The organism is Pseudomonas sp. MG-9, from assembly GCF_018729515.1.
GTDB classification, from domain to species: domain Bacteria; phylum Pseudomonadota; class Gammaproteobacteria; order Pseudomonadales; family Pseudomonadaceae; genus Aquipseudomonas; species Aquipseudomonas serboccidentalis.
Map to the genome: position 1 here is coordinate 574,097 of NZ_JAHHZH010000001.1, position 16,912 is coordinate 591,008.

Annotated in this window: 17 protein-coding genes and 2 pseudogenes; 9 read left to right on the forward strand and 10 right to left on the reverse strand. The window is 55.8% G+C overall.

Features of this window, described 5'->3' with window-relative positions; all coding sequences use genetic code 11:
* Positions 1 to 10: 10 nt before the first annotated feature.
* Positions 11 to 1,357: a glutamine synthetase family protein gene (locus tag KKQ10_RS02650; RefSeq protein ID WP_215500082.1), complete on the forward strand. Its 1,347-nt coding sequence runs from the start codon at positions 11 to 13 to the stop codon at positions 1,355 to 1,357.
* Positions 1,358 to 1,427: 70 nt separating this feature from the next.
* On the opposite strand, the gene KKQ10_RS02655 is transcribed toward KKQ10_RS02650, so the two are convergent.
* Complete coding sequence (locus KKQ10_RS02655) at positions 1,428 to 2,264, reverse strand: PhzF family phenazine biosynthesis protein (RefSeq protein ID WP_215500083.1); 837 nt, start codon at positions 2,262 to 2,264, stop codon at positions 1,428 to 1,430.
* A gap of 40 nt (positions 2,265 to 2,304) precedes the next feature.
* Between KKQ10_RS02655 and KKQ10_RS02660 the strand changes: the two are divergent.
* Positions 2,305 to 2,700, forward strand: a pseudogene (locus KKQ10_RS02660) (GNAT family acetyltransferase); the annotation flags it as partial.
* A gap of 1 nt (position 2,701) precedes the next feature.
* On the opposite strand, the gene KKQ10_RS28615 reads toward KKQ10_RS02660, so the two are convergent.
* The 4 genes from KKQ10_RS28615 to KKQ10_RS02675 form a co-directional block, all read right to left on the reverse strand.
* Positions 2,702 to 3,004 carry a GNAT family N-acetyltransferase gene (locus KKQ10_RS28615; RefSeq protein WP_353844734.1) on the reverse strand — a complete coding sequence of 101 codons (303 nt, stop codon included), beginning with the start codon at positions 3,002 to 3,004 and terminating at the stop codon, positions 2,702 to 2,704.
* 199 nt (positions 3,005 to 3,203) lie between these two features.
* Positions 3,204 to 3,848, reverse strand: coding sequence for a Vat family streptogramin A O-acetyltransferase (locus KKQ10_RS02665; RefSeq protein WP_215500085.1), 645 nt, complete (start codon positions 3,846 to 3,848; stop codon positions 3,204 to 3,206).
* A gap of 61 nt (positions 3,849 to 3,909) precedes the next feature.
* Positions 3,910 to 4,605, reverse strand: coding sequence for a pentapeptide repeat-containing protein (locus tag KKQ10_RS02670; protein WP_215500086.1), 696 nt, complete (start codon positions 4,603 to 4,605; stop codon positions 3,910 to 3,912).
* A gap of 100 nt (positions 4,606 to 4,705) precedes the next feature.
* A complete protein-coding gene (locus KKQ10_RS02675) occupies positions 4,706 to 5,437 on the reverse strand; it encodes a pentapeptide repeat-containing protein (protein ID WP_215500087.1) in 732 nt (243 codons plus the stop codon).
* 303 nt (positions 5,438 to 5,740) lie between these two features.
* Between KKQ10_RS02675 and KKQ10_RS02680 the strand changes: the two genes are divergently transcribed.
* The 4 genes from KKQ10_RS02680 to KKQ10_RS02695 all read left to right on the forward strand — a co-directional run bounded on the left by KKQ10_RS02680 (position 5,741) and on the right by KKQ10_RS02695 (position 8,765).
* On the forward strand, positions 5,741 to 6,367 hold the full coding sequence (locus tag KKQ10_RS02680) for a CerR family C-terminal domain-containing protein (RefSeq protein ID WP_353844735.1): 627 nt from the start codon (positions 5,741 to 5,743) through the stop codon (positions 6,365 to 6,367).
* Positions 6,368 to 6,711: 344 nt separating this feature from the next.
* On the forward strand, positions 6,712 to 7,485 hold the full coding sequence (locus tag KKQ10_RS02685) for an SDR family oxidoreductase (protein ID WP_215500088.1): 774 nt from the start codon (positions 6,712 to 6,714) through the stop codon (positions 7,483 to 7,485).
* A 74-nt stretch (positions 7,486 to 7,559) separates the two neighbouring features.
* Positions 7,560 to 7,850 (forward strand): hypothetical protein, encoded by a 291-nt coding sequence (locus KKQ10_RS02690; RefSeq protein WP_215500089.1) that lies wholly within the window; start codon positions 7,560 to 7,562, stop codon positions 7,848 to 7,850.
* Between the two features lie 6 nt (positions 7,851 to 7,856).
* Positions 7,857 to 8,765 (forward strand): LysR family transcriptional regulator, encoded by a 909-nt coding sequence (locus KKQ10_RS02695; protein WP_127647447.1) that lies wholly within the window; start codon positions 7,857 to 7,859, stop codon positions 8,763 to 8,765.
* 183 nt (positions 8,766 to 8,948) lie between these two features.
* Here the strand turns inward: KKQ10_RS02695 and KKQ10_RS02700 are convergent, their stop codons facing one another.
* The gene (locus KKQ10_RS02700; protein ID WP_127647445.1) at positions 8,949 to 9,872 is read right to left on the reverse strand and encodes a LysR family transcriptional regulator; all 924 of its coding nucleotides are present in this window, start codon (positions 9,870 to 9,872) and stop codon (positions 8,949 to 8,951) included.
* Positions 9,873 to 10,050: 178 nt separating this feature from the next.
* Between KKQ10_RS02700 and KKQ10_RS02705 the strand changes: the two genes are divergently transcribed.
* Positions 10,051 to 10,698, forward strand: coding sequence for a hydrolase (locus tag KKQ10_RS02705; RefSeq protein ID WP_215500090.1), 648 nt, complete (start codon positions 10,051 to 10,053; stop codon positions 10,696 to 10,698).
* Positions 10,699 to 10,778: 80 nt separating this feature from the next.
* A pseudogene (locus KKQ10_RS02710) lies at positions 10,779 to 11,057 on the forward strand (multidrug ABC transporter ATP-binding protein); the annotation flags it as partial.
* Between the two features lie 167 nt (positions 11,058 to 11,224).
* Here KKQ10_RS02710 and KKQ10_RS02715 read toward each other — a convergent pair.
* From KKQ10_RS02715 to KKQ10_RS02725, 3 genes are all read right to left on the reverse strand, one after another.
* Positions 11,225 to 11,845: a hypothetical protein gene (locus KKQ10_RS02715; RefSeq protein WP_215500091.1), complete on the reverse strand. Its 621-nt coding sequence runs from the start codon at positions 11,843 to 11,845 to the stop codon at positions 11,225 to 11,227.
* A gap of 8 nt (positions 11,846 to 11,853) precedes the next feature.
* Positions 11,854 to 12,675 (reverse strand): glycine zipper family protein, encoded by an 822-nt coding sequence (locus KKQ10_RS02720; RefSeq protein WP_215500092.1) that lies wholly within the window; start codon positions 12,673 to 12,675, stop codon positions 11,854 to 11,856.
* 68 nt (positions 12,676 to 12,743) lie between these two features.
* Positions 12,744 to 13,274 carry a PAAR domain-containing protein gene (locus KKQ10_RS02725; protein ID WP_215500093.1) on the reverse strand — a complete coding sequence of 177 codons (531 nt, stop codon included), beginning with the start codon at positions 13,272 to 13,274 and terminating at the stop codon, positions 12,744 to 12,746.
* A 431-nt stretch (positions 13,275 to 13,705) separates the two neighbouring features.
* Between KKQ10_RS02725 and KKQ10_RS28545 the strand changes: the two genes are divergently transcribed.
* Entirely contained in the window at positions 13,706 to 13,840 is a 135-nt protein-coding gene (locus KKQ10_RS28545) for a hypothetical protein (protein WP_286674769.1), read from the forward strand.
* Between the two features lie 104 nt (positions 13,841 to 13,944).
* Here the strand turns inward: KKQ10_RS28545 and KKQ10_RS02735 are convergent, their stop codons facing one another.
* Positions 13,945 to 16,572, reverse strand: coding sequence for a bifunctional diguanylate cyclase/phosphodiesterase (locus tag KKQ10_RS02735; RefSeq protein ID WP_215500094.1), 2,628 nt, complete (start codon positions 16,570 to 16,572; stop codon positions 13,945 to 13,947).
* Positions 16,573 to 16,912 lie beyond the last annotated feature (340 nt).

The window sequence follows — 16,912 nt, forward strand, 5'->3', positions numbered from 1 at the left end:
AACACCGACGATGGACGCTGTCTGCTCTGACCTGCTCGCCGAAGTGCGGGCGTTTCGCCAACGCTACCCCGAGGTACGCTATGTCGACCTGATCTCCCTGGACATTCCGGGGCACTTCTACGGCAAGCGCTACCCGGTGGACATGCTCGAAAAAGTCGCCGCGGGAAGCGCGCTGAAACTGCCGCAAAACTGCGTGCTGCTGGGCGTGCAGGGCGGTCTGTTCAAGATCGGCGATTACTGTTTCAACGACGGTGACCCGGACGCCGTGCGGCGCCTCGTCCCGGGCACGCTCAAACCAGTGACCTGGGAGGCGCAACCGCTGGGGCAGATGCTGATCACCTCCGACGGCACCGCAAAACCCATCGAATTCGAACCCCGCGAAGTGCTCGCGCAGGTGCTCGATCGTCTGGCGCGCAAAGGCATTCATCCGGTGGTGGCGTTCGAGCTGGAGTTCTACCTGTTCGACAAGAAACTGCGCGACGGCCTGCCGCAATTCCCCCGCGACGAACTGAGCGACGATGCCGACGATCAGCCGAACATGCACATCGAGCGCCTGTCGCGTTTCGCCCCGGTGCTGGACGACATGGTTGAAGCCGCGCGGAGCCAGGGCATCGACGCCACGGTGATCACCGCCGAGCTGGGGCCGGGGCAGTTCGAGATCAATTTCGGCCACTTGGACGACGGTTTGCGTGCCGCCGACTGGGCGGCGCTGTTCTGTCGCAGCACCCGTGGCGTGGCGCTCAAGCACGGCTACCGCGCCAGTTTCATGGCCAAGCCGTACGTGCAGCATCCGGGCAGTGGCATGCACGTGCACGTCAGTCTGTATGACGCAGCGGGTAATAACCTGCTGGCCGCCAATCACCAACGGCCGCTGCGCCACGCGGTGGCCGGGTGCCTGGACTTGCTGCCGCACAGCATGCCGATCTTCGCGCCGAACCAGAACGCCATGCGCCGCTTGAGCGGCACGGTGAACACCGCGACCCAGGCGAGCTGGGGTTACGAAGACCGCGATGCGTGCCTGCGCATTCCTGAGTCGGACGCGAAAAACCTGCGCATCGAGTACCGTCTGGCCGGCGCCGACGCCAACCCGTATCTGGTGTTGGCGGCGATTCTGGTGGGCCTGGAACACGGATTGGAAACCGGCAAGGAACCGATTCCGCCACTCAACGACGACCGCAACAGCGGCATCGCTTTCCCTACCGAAATCCTCGACGCGGTGCGCGCCCTGCAACACCAGCCGCAACTGCGGGCAGGATTGGGCGCCGAGTTCGTCGACGTGTATTGCGAGAACAAACGTCAGGATCACCTGGCGTTCATGCAGGAGATCAGTGCGCGGGAGTATCGCTGGTATTTGTGATCACTGATTCAGCAGGGGCAGGGGCGGCGCTGACAGGACGGAATTCGGCGCCGGTGAATGCCATGGTTTATCAAAGGACCGCCCGGCCCGAAATACAGTGTTGTACTGCTCCGCCAACCCAGACGGAGCCGTCAACGCTTTCGATGTGCAATCGGCCGCGGCGCCCCATCGCGGTGCCTTGGCTCACGGTGTAGCGGTCGGTCAGCATGCCCGAGCCGATCAGCCACTGAGCCAGGCTTGCATTGAGGCTTCCCGTGACGGCGTCCTCGGTGCATTCCTCGCCCATGAAGGCCCTGACTTCCATGTCCGTTTCAGACTCGCCACCCACCCACGGAGCGATGACGCCGACATTCAGCCCCTGCAGCGCGGCGTAATCGGGCTTGATCGCCAGCACTTCTTCGCGATTTGTCAGCAGCACACCTGCCCAGCCAGGGCCGTTGTCTACCCATTGGCTGGCCCGGATCTGCCCGGCGGCGAGACCGAGCCCTTGTTCGATCAGGTTTAACGTCGTTGCATCCAGCGGTCCGCTGCGCACCAGTGGCGGAGCGGAGAACGCCAGGTGCGTGCCTTGCCTGCGGACCCGAATCAAGCCCGCCGGGCATTCCTGAATAATCTCGACATGCTCAGGGGGTTCGTTCCTGGCCAGCCATACCTTGCAGCTTCCCAGAGTCGGGTGGCCAGCAAACGGCAACTCGCGCAACGGCGTAAAGATGCGTACGCGGTAATGCGCTCCCGGCGCTTCGGGGCGCAACAGAAAAGTGGTCTCGCTGAGTTGCGTCCACCGGGCAAACGCCTGCATCTGCTCGGTTGTCAGCTCATCGGCATCCACCACGACTGCCAGCGCATTACCTTCGTAGGGGTGATCGGCGAATACATCGACTTGTTCGAACGGCAGGGAGAGCGGCATTGAATGTCCTTCGCAGGTAGGGGCGGTTCACAGCTGAACCTTGGCGCTATGGGAAACCGTTTTCGGTTACGAAACCGCGCACAACACGCCGAGCCTTGCTATCGATAAGAAACTGGCCGTCAAGGACGGACTCTTCTTTGTCGCGCTGTCCGGAAATGACGTAGTCGGCACCGTTCTCGCGGGATATGACGGTCATCGTGGCTGGTTATATTCAGTTGCTGTGCACCCTGTACATCGCAGAAAGGGTTTGGGTGCACAACTGGTTAATCATGCCGAGCGCGCCTTGACCTTGCGCGGCTGCATGAAAATCAATCTGCAAATCATCAGCACCAATGAAAGCGTCAAAACCTTCTACGAATCTCTTGGCTATTCGACCGAACCGCGCATCAGCATGGGGAAAAAGGTCGATTCGAATATCGCAACACTAGGGCGGTAGTTTACAGAGCGTCCGCTGGCTCGGTTCCGATACCTTTCCCGCGCCATGGAGCATCTACCCATAGGTAACTGATAAAAAGACGGCCAAACTCAGTTCGACCCGTGACACCGCCGACTAAGACCTCATCATCCATCAGCGTGCAGGCTATGGGATCAGCATTTCCGCTATGTCCGCGCGACAAGTTCTGCCCGTGTTGTATGACGCCATCAGATACGGCACGCAGATCCTTCTCGTGAATGCTGCCGGTTGTACGCCACTCCTTCCGCATTTCATTCCCTTGTGTCGCGTTGAAACAGAGTGACATGCAAGTCGAGTGCCGTTTCTAGCGCCTTTGGCTGGCTGCTATAACCTCTTGCCGAAGGTCACAAACGTCAGCGTCTGGCCGATAGCAGTGCGTCATGAGGGGCTGCTTCCGGCCAGAAGCAGACGTTCAAAGCTGTCTACAAACGTGGTCGATTCAGACATTTAGCTCGTCACTGAACGATGCGATACCATGTTCTTGGCTAGGGAAGGTCTGAAGTACATGCACTCAGTGCGTCAATGTCAGCAGCCACTATAATGGCTAAGTGTTTAGAGATTTTCTCGATTGGCCAATGCCACCAAGCAACTGATTCAAGTACCGACACTATTTCTGGAGGAAAACGCTCTTTGATTACTATGGCGGGGTTCCCTCCAACAATGGCGTAGGCAGGAACATCCCTGACAACTACAGATCGTGAAGCAATGATTGCGCCATTACCAATTTTCACGCCTGGTTTGATAAGCGAGTCGTAACCAATCCAGACGTCGTTTCCGATAATGGTGTCGCCTTTATAGGGAAGTTCATCGGGTTGGGGCATGACCTTTTCCCAGCCGTTAGCAAGATACTGAAACGGATACGTGGAAAACCCTGACATCTTGTGATTCGCACCATTCATAATGAATTTCACGCCACGAGCGATGGCGCAAAATTTGCCAATGATGAGCTTATCGCCGACGAATGGGTAATGGTATAGAACGTTACGTTCAAAGTCCTCTGAGTTTTCTGGGTCGTCGTAGTAAGTATAATCACCAATGATAATATTTTTACGGGATACGGTGTTTTTTATAAAACATACCTGAGGCACACCTTTCATCGGATGTTTGCTCAAAGGGTTGGGACCATTCATATAGGCACATCTCTTTAAATAGGGTACAGCTGATAATCGCACTGACAAGCTGTGCTCTATATTAGGCTACGGTAAGCCCCAGGCTTGACAATAATGCTGCCGCCTGATTCTTAGATATTATCGCTCCTTTAAACTGCTTGGCATCCATAAGCTTTAAACCGTGCAAACTGGCTTCACGAAGGTCGGCATTATCAAAGCGAGCACCATTAACTCGGGCATTACTTAAACTTCCACCTTTAAATACGGTATTGCGAAAGTCAACATCCCTTAAGTCCGCGTCGGAGAAGTCCAGGTTGTCCAGTTCACATTTAAGGAAGGAAAATCCAAGGAGAAATGTCCCGATCAACAGTGTGTCTTTGAAGGTGACCCCTAATGAGGCGGCCCCGCTAAAATTAGAGCCTGTTAATTTACAGCTTGTGAATGAAACTATGCCTAGGCGGCAATTCTGCCAATCACTATTATTCAGGTCTGAATTTTCGAACGTTCCTTCATTGAGTATCGCGGATTTGAATTTTACTTTCGCTCCTCTACAGCCTCTCCAGGTAGTAGCCTCAAGTTTTGTGGCAGTGAAATCCGTTTCTGTCAGGTTGCAGCACTCAAAATATGAGTCGCATAAATCTAGGCGGCTAAGGTCAGCGTTTGATAAGTCAACATTAGAGAACCATAAGGGTTTTTTTCGGATGTTAATTAAGTCCTCAACCTCTGATCGATCAAGTTTTGTAGAGTCAATAATAAGATAATCAGATTTTTCAGTCATGAAAAACTCCTGTGGTATTTGCTATTCATAACCCGTCCGTACCGTCCGGGAATTGATTGTCTCGTTGGGACTACTGGCCCTATCTACGTTGTACGCGGGGCTAACTGTTGTCGGGGTAGACGACGAATCCGAAATTCTCCAGCAGGGCTGATTGCTGCCATTCAAGAATCTTAATGCCTGAAGTGTTTATTTTTCGAAAATCAATGCCGCTTATATCTGCGTTGCGAAAGTCGGTATTGGATACAGAAAGTCCGGTGTAATGAAGTGGTGAAAATTCTGTATTGGTTAAATCGGCTTCATCTAAGTTGGTCATCGTCATAATGACTGACAGGAATTTGCTGTGTGAGAGGTTGCATTTGGAAAGATTGGTCGAGCTAAAGTCGGCGTATCTGAAATCTGTGTGGGTAAGCTGTGCCGCGCTGATTACCAATTTTCGACTAATGGCGATATTGAAAGTAGCCAGATTAAAGTCGGTTTCCACGGCGCGGCAATGATCAAGTACCAGCTGGAATAGTTGTGCGCGATTAAATGTACTTAAAGAGATATCGCAATCATAAAACTCAGCTCTTCGAAGGTCGGCAAGTTTGAATTGGCAGCCAATTAGTTGTTCTTTGTCGTAAAACGTACAATCTGAAAACCAACAGTCTTGCAAGTTGGCATTTCCAAAGTTGCAATTGAATATTTTGCATTTTTTTAAGTGCAGTCCACTCAGATCGCTTCCGCCGAAATTACAATTTAGTAGTTTACAGTTGGTAAGTGTCAGGTCCTTTTTGGTTCTTCCCTGAAAATTTAGGTTTGTGAAGGTTTGATCACTTGCGGCAGTGGTATCCAAGAATATTGCGTCATTGTCACATTCCATAGGTGTCATTGCTCAACGTGTAAAGAATGAAAAGGCTGTACGCGAATGGTTGTCATTCGTGCGTTTGAGTGCAGATGACGGACCTGGTTGTGGTCGCTGCGGTCCTGAATATATTCCAAGTGGAACAACTATTCCACATGGACAAAATTGGCGTCAACTGTTATAAAATTTCTTTTCTTCCGAGTAGGACAATTGAGCTCGATACTAAGAGGCGCCCTGCATCGGCATCCAGATGGCGCGGGATACGCACGCGGCGAAGATACCCGTGCTCGAATCGTGGCTGCAGCGTTGAAGTTGTTCGGCGAGCGGGGTTTCGAGGCTGCATCAACCCGCGATATTGCAGCCGCTGCTGGCGTAAATGCCCCTGCGTTGAGGTACTACTTCGATAACAAGGAAGGTGTGTACCTTGCGTGCGCGGAGCACATTGCTTCTCACGTGTGGGAGTACATGTCGCAGGTAGTCGCTGATGCCGAGCATGTGCTCGCGGAGAATGTGAGTCACGACGCCCTAATCGATGCCTTCTGTGCGATACAGGGGCGTGTCGTGGACTTCATGTTCAAGTCGCAAGAGTCCTTGGAATGGCAGCTATTCATTGCCCACGGGCAAGGCGGCCAGGGGCCAGCGGCCGGTTTTCACATCATCAATAATCGCCTCAATGAGCCAATTTCTTCCGTGACAACAGCAATTGTCGGGCATTTGATGAACCGCCCAGCCGGCGATGATGAAGCGCGAATCCGATCAATGGCGCTGAGCGGTCAACTGGCTGTCTTTCAGATGATGCGCCGTAGTGCATTCATTTCATTGAACTGGGACGAGGTTGATGCGGAGCGACTTGAATTAATAAAGCGTGTGGTTATCGAGCACACCCGCGCTGTGCTGCAGACAATTATCGCTGAACGTTAACTCGACATAACCGCGACCTTCCGACCAACACACCATCCCGCTCCCAACGTTAACGATAGTTGTGCGCATGATGCGCGTAACCGCATCGCTTGCCGCGGTGAGCTGGATCCCTTCCACCAGCAGCTCTTGATCGGTTGCTGCGCTGCGCGACCGGCAGCAATTGGCCGATAGCTGCCCGTTTGTGACGTCCGTTTTCGGCCAACAGTGGACCTTTAGAGTCGGGAAAGTAACTTTACGCTGATTGGCTGAAAACACTGAACAGTGCATCCAGCATCGGTGTGCTTATCTTTGCCCGCGACAGCTCTAGACTGGGCCGTACCTTTTCCAGCCCAAGGAGCGTTGTCATGTCCAAACATTCAATCAGCGGCAAGGTTGTACTGATCGCCGGCGGTGTGAAAAATCTCGGCGGCTTGCTCGCCCGAGATCTCGCCCAGCAAGGTGCTAAGGCTGTGGTGGTGCATTACAACAGCGCCTCCAGCCAGGGCGATGCCAACGCCACCGTGGCGGCTCTCGAGGCACTGGGAGCCAAGGCGGTGGCGTTGCAGGCAGACCTGACCACTGCCGGTGCCGTGGAAAAGCTGTTCAGCGATGCCGTGGCCGCCGTCGGGCGCCCGGATATTGCGATCAACACCGTGGGCAAGGTGTTGAAAAAGCCTATGGCCGAGATCACCGAAGCTGAGTATGACGAGATGATGGCGGTTAACTCCAAAGCCGCGTTTTTCTTTCTCAAGGAAGCCGGCAAGCACCTCAACGACAACGGCAAGATCTGCACCATCGTCACCTCGCTGCTCGGCGCGTTCACGCCGTTCTACGCGGCGTATGCCGGCAGCAAAGCGCCGGTGGAGCAGTTCACCCGGGCGGCTGCGAAAGAACTCGGCGCGCGTGGTATTTCAGTGACGGCAGTGGGCCCTGGCCCGATGGATACGCCGTTTTTCTATCCGGCCGAAGGTCAGGATGCGGTGAACTATCATAAGACCGCAGCGGCGCTTTCGCCGTTCTCGCGCACGGGCCTGACTGATATCGAGGATGTGGTGCCGTTTATTCGCAACCTGGTGAGTGATGGCTGGTGGGTGACGGGCCAGACGATTTTGATCAACGGCGGTTACACCACCAAGTAACGGGCGAAAAAACCATTGCAACCCCGTAATGTCGCGTTGACACTTTTCCCGACAAACCAGGCCATGGGGTTGCTATGAGCGCCGATCAGTCTGCACATCACCCGTTACTTCGCCACCGTGATGGTCACCCTGCGCGGGTGACGTTCGAAGAGCTGTTGTACAAACGCGAGGTGTATCCGGTGGTCGCCAAATCGCACCTGGCCGGCATCGTGCTATTGCTGGCGCTGGCGCCGATTGCGTTTTTGACCGACTTGCTGATGGTGGGCACGTTGACCACCGTGGTGTTGTTGATCCTCAGTTTCGTGGAATGGCGGGTGGTGCGCCGGTTTCGAGCGAAACAGGCTAACGCCGTCGTCGAGCACTGATAGCCCATGGACCGTATAGAGCAGTACCGCGTTTTCGTTCAGGTGGCTGAGCTCGGCAGTTTCATCCAGGCCGCACGACTGCTGAAACTGCCGCGCGCCACGGTATCGGCGGCCATTCAACAATTGGAAGCCAATGCCGGAACGCGCTTGTTGCACCGCACCACGCGCAAGGTGTCGTTGACCACTGACGGCAGCCAGTTACTGCAGCGCGCGCGCCAAGTGTTGGTCGAGATCGATGAGATCGACCAACTGTTCCACACCCATCAAGAGCAGGTGATGGGACGCCTGGAAATCGATGTGCCCAGCCGTATCGCCCGGCGCCTGCTCATTCCCGCGCTGCCCGAATTTTTTCAGCGTTACCCGCGCCTGCAACTGGGCCTGGGTTCCACCGACCGGTCGATAGACCTGGTGCAAGAGGGCGTCGATTGTGTGATTCGTTTCGGCACGCCGCAGAACAGCAGCCTGGTAGTGAAACCGTTGGGGCAGGTGTTGCTGATCAACTGCGCCAGCCCCGCCTACCTGGCCGAGTTTGGCGTGCCCACCGAGCTTGCCGAGTTGCAGGAGCGGCACGTATGCGTCGGCTATGCGGCGGGATCGGGCGGGCAGGAGGCTCAGTGGGAATATTGTCTCGACGGTGTCCGGCAGTCGTTGCCACTGCCCAGTCGCCTGGTGGTCAATAATGCGGAAAGCTATATCGCCGCGTGCTGCACAGGGCTCGGTCTGATTCAGGTGCCGTTGTTCGATGTGCAGCATTTACTGGATAGCGGCGAGCTGGTGGAAGTGCTGGCCGCTTACCGGCCGCCGTCGATGACCGTGTCTGTACTGTACCCGGATCGGCGCCAACGCTCTCGGCGTCTCGGTGCGTTTATCGAGTGGTTTGCCGGTTTGATGGCGCCGTATCTGCAGAGTAGGTAAGGCCATTTCGATTGACGGTAAAGCCTGGACGCTGCATTCAGAACGCCTCGGCTTATCTTTGAGTAATGAGCGATCCCTGGCAGCCTGATCACCTTGATTAGCCCGGTAGCATCCTTGGCCACCGTTGCGTCTGATCTCACGACTGTGGCAGGTAAAGGGCCATGTCTGTCGCGCCCGCTTTGCTCAGCTACACGCCAGCGCATCATCCTGATGTGACGGCGGCTGCACCGCCAGGTGCGGAGTTTCGCCGAAGAACTCGATCAGCAGTTCAGTGAGCACACGTATTTTTCGGGCTGGATGCGGACCAGGCGGGCGGATGATGTAGGCACCGGCCGGGGGAGGTGGATGGTTTGTCATGATCGGCACCAGTGCGCCGGATGCCACGTGTTCATGGGTGAGGCAGTCGGGCAGGTAGGCGACGCCGAGGCCTGCGGTCGCAGCGGCGACGAGGGCGATGCCGTTGTCGGCCTTGAAGCGTCCTTGCGGACGAACCGTGATGATCTTGTCGCCGTCCATGAATTGCCAGGTTTCGGTGCCCTGCATGAGCGCCTGATGGGCGATCAGTTCATCCGGTGTCTCGGGTGCACCGTGCGCCTTGATGTAGTCGGGGCTCGCGACGAGCTTGCCGTAGACCGGGCCAATCCGCCTTGCGATCAGATTGGAGTCCTGCAGATAGCCCACCCGGATGGCGCAATCGTACCCCTCGGCAATGAGGTCAACGAAGCGATCGCTGTAGCAGGTCTGGATGTGCAGCTCCGGATGACGACGTGCCATTTGCGCCAGCATCGGGGCGAAGTGAGTCGGGCCGAACGACAGCGGGACGGCCACGCGCAAGCGGCCGCGAAGGGCGCCGGCGGGCAGGATGGTTTCCTTGGCGATGTCGATCTCGGTGCAGACTCTGGCGGCGTAGTCCCGGAACGTCGCGCCGGCCTCAGTCAGTGCCGCCCCGCGAGTGGAGCGTGCCAGCAGTTGCACGCCCAGTTCGGTTTCAAGCCGAGCCAGGCGGCGACTGACGATCGACTTCGATACGCCAAGACGCAGTGCAGCCTGCGAAATGCCCCCGGCATCAGCCACTTCCACGAAGGTCTGTAGTTCTTCGATATCCATTCTTGCGTTCCCCTTTTCGCAACACAGCACGTCGCGCAATGCTACTACTGCATCGAAGATGGGAACAGCACAATGGATTTTCCAGGAACGGCATCATTCGCACATGTCCTGGAGTCCATCAGTCGCACAGGCTCCGGCCTGTTCACAAACGTGCATCACCCATTAAAAGGATGTGCCAATGGCAAGCGAGACTCTCCGCAACCCCGCTACCGATCAGCTACTGACGCCGGAAAATTCGGCGTTGATCATCATCGATTATCAGCCTGTTCAGGTTTCTTCGATCCGCTCGATGCCGCGTGATGAACTCGTCTTCAACATCACCAGCGTCGCCAGGGCGGCGGTCAACTACAACCTTCCGATTATCCACTCGACCGTCAATGTCGCGACCGGCCGCAACAAGCCGCCGATTCAAGAGCTGCAAGAGGTGCTCGGCCATCTGCCGACCTATGACCGCACCTCGATCAACAGTTGGGAGGACACGGAATTCAAGAAGGCAGTCAAGGCGCTCGGGCGCAAGAAGCTCATCATGACTGCGCTCTGGACCGAAGCCTGCCTGACATTCCCGGTGCTCGACGCGATCCAGGAAGGCTATGAAGTTTATGTGCCGGTCGATGCGGTTGGCGGCACATCGCCCGCCGCACACGAGGCGGCGTTGCGCAGAATGGAACAGGCGGGCGCGAAGCTCATCAGCCGGGTGCAGATGTACTGCGAACTGCAGCGGGACTGGGCGCGAGAAGTGACCGTGCCGGGCTTTATGGGCGTGTTCGAGAACTTCGACGGGTTCAACGCTGAAAAGGCGCTGGATGAGGCGGACAACAAGGCCTGATTAGCGGGCAGTTAATGAAGGTAGCACTCGCGAAAGCGGGTGCTGCCTTTATTTTTTGCAGTGAATTAGCCGGACACTTTGGCACGCTCGGGCGTCGAAAAGCTTTTCTAGCGACCATTAATTGGCAGAATCTCATTAACTGGCTGCTGCGCATCTATGACGTCGACAGCGGCGAGATTCGCATCGACGGCCAAAACATCACGAAAGTGATGCAAGTCAGACTACGCAGTGCCATCTGGAGGGGCACGCAGAATGCCTCGCTGCTGCATCGTTCCATTCGCGACAACATCGCCTGCGGCCAGCCCGATGCAACCGACGCGCAACGCCGCAGTGCCGCGGCCAGCGCGCTGGCCGATGAGTTAAAAGGACCAACTCTTCGGAACTCTGTAAACCAAGTTGGAAAGTTACCTAGACGGGAAGAAATACTATGGATTCATTCTCCCTACTCCAAACATCTGCTTTTGGCCGAAAGCCGCCATCGAATAGTGCTCTGTTTTTGATCGGAGCTGAGCCACAGCCATCGTTATCAGAGATCCAGAGTCAGCTCTAGGCTCCTGATCCAGTCCTCAGATGCGGAGTATTTTGCGTAATAATCGCTTCTTTCTGCTGGGCTGAGCGCCGAGAAAAATGGAAAAAAATAATGATCATTGTAAAAACCTTGAGCACCCTGCATGTCTCCTCCCCACCAAGACGCCTCGAAGCCTTCGAAGACCACCCACGGAGGAGGAACCGTGATTTTTGTATCACCTAGCAGGCTTAATAGCTCAGAACTGTTTGTGATCAGTCGGATCGTTGCGCTATTAAACTCTTTATACGAAATCGAAAATATAAGGTATTCACTTCTGGATCTGTGCTGAAAGCGGGTTACAGTCAATCCATTAAAAGCCTTTTCATTGACAGGTGAGAACCGTTCGCCAATGAGCTTTTCTAGAACGACTGTCTCAGCTTTGTCTATGAGGAAACTTGAGTAATAAGCTTGTACGCCTACAGGAGTCAACACTGAAAAAACAGGGTAACTTGGACGCTGCCCTACAGCATCAGTGATCGCGCCTAAAAATATAGACTTTAACTCCAATATTGAATATCCAACAATTTGCTCTTCAGGGGCGGTTTTGAAAAGGCTCTTCATGCGACCAAAAAAACTCATATGCACTCTCACTCTTGTAAGTAGTCAGTGAGCCAAGTGGCGCCCAAGTAACCTGCAGTGCCGAATATTATTCCACCAATTGCACCACTTACAAATGCACCAGGCCCTGTCTCTATACCAACCGCCGCACCTGCAACGAAACCTATCCTTGCACCGACCATGGCGCTACCCCAGCCTCCGGCTTGTTTCACAACCTCAACAGATATCGGTTTAACGCTATTTTGCTTTATTGATTCTTCTGCGGCTAATTTTAAGTCGTAGGCGGTAAATCCGATGGCAAAAACTCTTACGACTCTTGCCCCCTTCATAAGAGTATTGGTAACTTGGTAAGATCTTGGTGTGAAAATCGCGTTGGCTGGAATCTTCTCTGCTTTTACCAATACTTCTTTATCGATATCCTTGACCCAACTTGCAATCTGATCGATCCTCGCTACGTTTTTCGGCGCTATTTTTTTATAGTCCTCTAAAGACTTGAGTATCTCTTCCGTTGTAACTAGTTTTGCTCCGGCCGCCTTTGCTTTTTCAATATCGATATAGATAACTTTCCCATCGAACCTAGGAGATCCGCCAGGAAACTCGGAACTTGTAGATAGATAGCTTGATGGGTATTTTCTGCTACTGAATACATGTTCTGCCACAGTGGCGTTAGAGTTTGGAGCGACGGGGCGCATACCGTATTTTTCAGGCCAGACTTCATGCTTCATCTGGAACTCAGGTAAGTTTTTTGCAACCAAATGCGGATTGTCGGGAGATGAGTAGATCTTTCTAACTAAGAATCCATCTTTCCCTATTTCGTCCACTGCGACGAAAAGATGGATATTTGCCGGCATGGCATATCCAGGTACGTTGCTTACCGACCCGACGTCCTTGTTCGTGGGCACTTTGCAAGAAAACTCTGTCACGCATCACCCCACTTCTCTAATGCCGCAACTCCTGTAGTAATTTCCAGAGTTTCTTGCTTGCTCGTAGCAATTCTTGGCGTACGCCCTGACTCATCTGAAAACCCGGTATAGACCATCCCAGACTCATCTTTGATGTGGTAGGGAACGTTAGCTAGTGGCTGACCATCAGCACCAACGATCCGAAACTGTTCATCGAAGACTAGAGCCCACAGTGGCATTGCGGATGGAGGTGTGATGTGCGCTGGGGTATGTGAGTTGCCAATTATTACGGTACTGGAACCAGTAATGACGTTATTACCATGGGCGCCAATGCTGCCTACGGTTGCTGCAGGCAATCCATTGATCAGAACCGTCGAAGCTACATCTCCGACGATAGGGCTGCCACATGCGCTCTTGTCAGTTTGCCGTGCAGCAGCTAACCCATCGAAGAAAACGTCTGGAGACCCGGAGGCTATTGGATTGACGCCATGCCCAGGTAGGGGGCAAGAAGTGGAATCGGTCACGCGAGCGGCAGGTTTGCCTGACATCTTTAACATCCTTGTAAATTAGCAACAGATGAATTTTGGCATAAAAGAAAGGTCGCCAACCATACGTACACCATCTGGAGCGTTCGGATGGCGCGTTGAAAATGGGACATTTGCTTGGGGCTCGCCTTGTTTCAATGGCTGCTGGTGGTCAAAAGCAGTCTGTCGTGAACCCAGCCACTCACATCATTATCGGTGACGTGCTTTCAATCACTTGATCGATTCTGGCCAGCAATGATGAGTCCAGGTACGGCATGACTTCGAGTGCGCCAAGGTTCTCTTGCAACTTTTTCAGACTTGAGGCGCCGATCAACATCAGCCGCAACTGCGGGCAGGATTGGGTGCCGTCTTCCCGGCATGTTCCTTTGGTCGCCTGCGCGGAACGTCAACCGGGCAGTCGCTCTCTACGGGTCATCCTGTGATGAGAGAAGTCCATGTTCGGTCAACAAAAGAAAGACGCCGTCGCAGCCTGGCGCAAACTGGCAACGCAATCGCAAGGCTGGATGGCTCCGCAGGACCAATACAACGAGCTGCTCAAGGCTGCGGACGATTGGAAGCCCGGCACTTGATCACCAGCGCCGAATGGCGACAGTTGGTGCGCGATGCTGGAAACGTTTTCACCGATGTCCGGCCAAGAGAGCCCAGGGACGAGATGTCCTGACGTCTGCTTTTTCTACAGCCGCTGAGCATGCGTCGAGGCATTGATCGTGTGTTCCAAAGGGCCGCCCCGCGAGTCTTGCAGCAACTGCGCGAAAGCGCTCTTGTCGATCGGCCGACTCATGAAGTACCCCTGAACCTCGTTGCATTGATCCTTGCCGAGAATGTCCAGTTGCTCCTCGGTTTCCACACCTTCTGCGGTGACGGTCAGGCCCATGGCTTTGCCCAGGCCGATGATCGCCTGCACCACGGCGCGATCGTTGGCGCCGTGACTGATCGAGGCGATGAAACGCTTGTCGATCTTGATCCCGTCGAACGGGTACGCGCGCAGGTAGCCGAGGGACGAGTAGCCGGTGCCGAAGTCGTCCATGTTCAGGCGCACGCCCAGTTCCTTGAGCGCATTCATCGTGGCCAGTGCGCCGTCGGTGTCGACGAGCATCACGTTTTCGGTGATTTCCAGCTCCAGGCGACTGGCCGGGAAACGCGTCTGCACCAGCGCTTCGCGCACGTCTTCGACGACATCGCTGAGGGCGAACTGCGCCGGGGACAGGTTGACCGACAGCAGGATGTCCGACGGCCAGGTCAGTGCGGTTTCACAGGCTTCGCGCAGCACCCAGCGCCCCAGCGGCACAATCAGGTCGGTCTGTTCTGCCAGGCCGATGAACAGGTCCGGCCCGAGCAGGCCCTTGGTCGGATGCTGCCAGCGCACCAACGCCTCGACTGAGACGATGTGCTTGCCGTCGACCTTGTAGCGCGGCTGGTAATGCAGGACGAATTCGTCGTTCTTCAGCGCGCCGCGCAAGTCGCTTTCCATCTGCCGGCGTGTCTGGATCTGGTCGCTCATGTGCGCTTCGAAATAGCACCAGGTGTTTTTGCCCTCGGACTTGGCCTGATACAGCGCGATGTCGGCGCAGCGGATCAACTCGCTGGGCACGAAGCCCTGACGCCGGCTCAGGGCGATGCCGATGCTCGCGCCCACGTGCAGCGGATGGTGCTCGAAGGCCAGCGGTTGGTGCAGGCTCTCGACCAGCCGCGTGCAGAACCGGTCGACCTCGTGGCGGCTGTCCATGCCATTGAGCACCACGACGAATTCATCGCCACCCAGGCGCGCGACGATGTCGTGCTCACGGGTGCATTCGCGCAGGCGACTGGCGACTTCCTGCAACACCGCATCGCCGGCCGGATGCCCGAGGGAGTCGTTGATCGGCTTGAAATTGTCCAGGTCGATCACCAGCAGCGACAAGGGTGGCGCGTGTTCCTTGAGCAGCAGCGCATCATCCAGATAGCGCGCCAACTGGTTGCGATTGGGCAGGCCGGTGAGGGCGTCGTGCATCGACAGGTGCTGGATCTGCGCATGGGCCGCGACTTCGTCGGTGATGTCACTGGCGGTACCGCGATAGCCACCCACGGCGTGCTTGTCGATGATCGGCCGCGCCGACAACCGGCAATGACGTTGCTGCCCGGCGTGATCGCGGTAGGTGCAGCGCAGGTCGCTGGCATTGCTGTCTTCGCTGAGTTTTTTCAGCCACAGCTCCAGCGGCGTGGTAGCGCACGCCACCAGTTGCCCGATGCCTTGCCCGAGCCACTGGGTTTGCGGGTAACCGGTCACTTCACTGAAACGCGCCGAGAGGTAGGTCAGGCGCAGTTGGTTGTCGACTTCCCAGATCCAGTCCGACGCCGCTTCGGCCACCGCGCGAAAGCGTTCTTCGCTGGCTTCCAGGGCATGGTTGGCCGCCTCCAGCGCCTGGTTCGAGGCCTGCAGCGTGCTGAAACTCTGGTCGACGTATCGGGAAGATCGCAACGCGTGGCGCAAGAAATAGGCGGTCAACAGCATCAGGACCGCTAGTACCGCGCCGAGGGTCGGCAACAATGACCACAACAGGTGCTGGCCGGGGCGTTCCAGATCTGCCGTCAGGCTGTAACCGGTAGTGTCCAGCGGCACTCGCGGCCGTTCCTTGGCGAGCAGCTCGTCCGGGGTCAGATTCAGGTTCTGCAAGCCATAGGCGACGCCGATGGCCCGCAGTTTGGTCGGCGTCAGCTTGTCAACGAACACCAGGACCGAGGTCTGCTTCGGGTCGCCCAACGGGCGCTCATCGTTGGGCAGGATCACTGCTGCCGTGACCAGTGCCGGCCAGCCGTCGAACAGCGAATAGGTGCTGATCGGCACGGTCAGATCAGGCTGACTTTGCACCTGGTCCACCAGCGACGCCGCAGGCACCTTGAGCAGGCGCGAAATGTCGACGTCCTCCAGTTGGCCCTGCACCACTGCATATTTCGTACGCTGGCGATCAAGCACGAACACGCCGTCATAGCCGTCACTGGTAAACAGGGTCTTGCCGACATTCTGCTGGGTGTAGGCCCAGTCGGTATCGACTTGGGTGCTCAGGTGTTCGTAGGCCGTCGTCCAGTCGGCGTAGCTGGTGATGTAGCTTTTGGACGCAGCAATACGGTTTTCCAGGGCGCGAGCGGTGTAGAACAGGGTTTCGTCGATATCCTCGCGATCCAGCCGGGCAGCGATGCCAAGCAGAGTGCCGACGGCGGCAATCACCCCGACAATAAAAAGCGTGCCGACCGCAAACGCCAGCCGACGAGTGATTGCACTTTGCTGAGGTGGAACAGGCGCGGCGGGAGCGAAGACATCCATAGGCTCGTCCTTGATTCTTTATCTGAATCATCTGGAACAGCGGCCGGTGCGCAATGTTCAATGTGTTTTTTGTGATTGCGCAGAGGCGGATTTCCCAAGCGTAGTGAATGCTTGGGGATTTTGCCTTTGGCGCAACGCTATTGCGCCCTGAGTAATTGATCCAGCGCGTGGGGGGGTCAATGGGGTGTCGTTGACCCAAGTGTTACTGAGCTACCGTTCTGCACCTTTGCGGGGCTCGCAATGAGCCATCGGGTAGCACATCTCAAGTTTCGGGCTGCAGAGGCTGATCGCTGTATACCGGGAGCTCTTTCCTTAAGTGATTCAAATCAAGCGCTTGGCA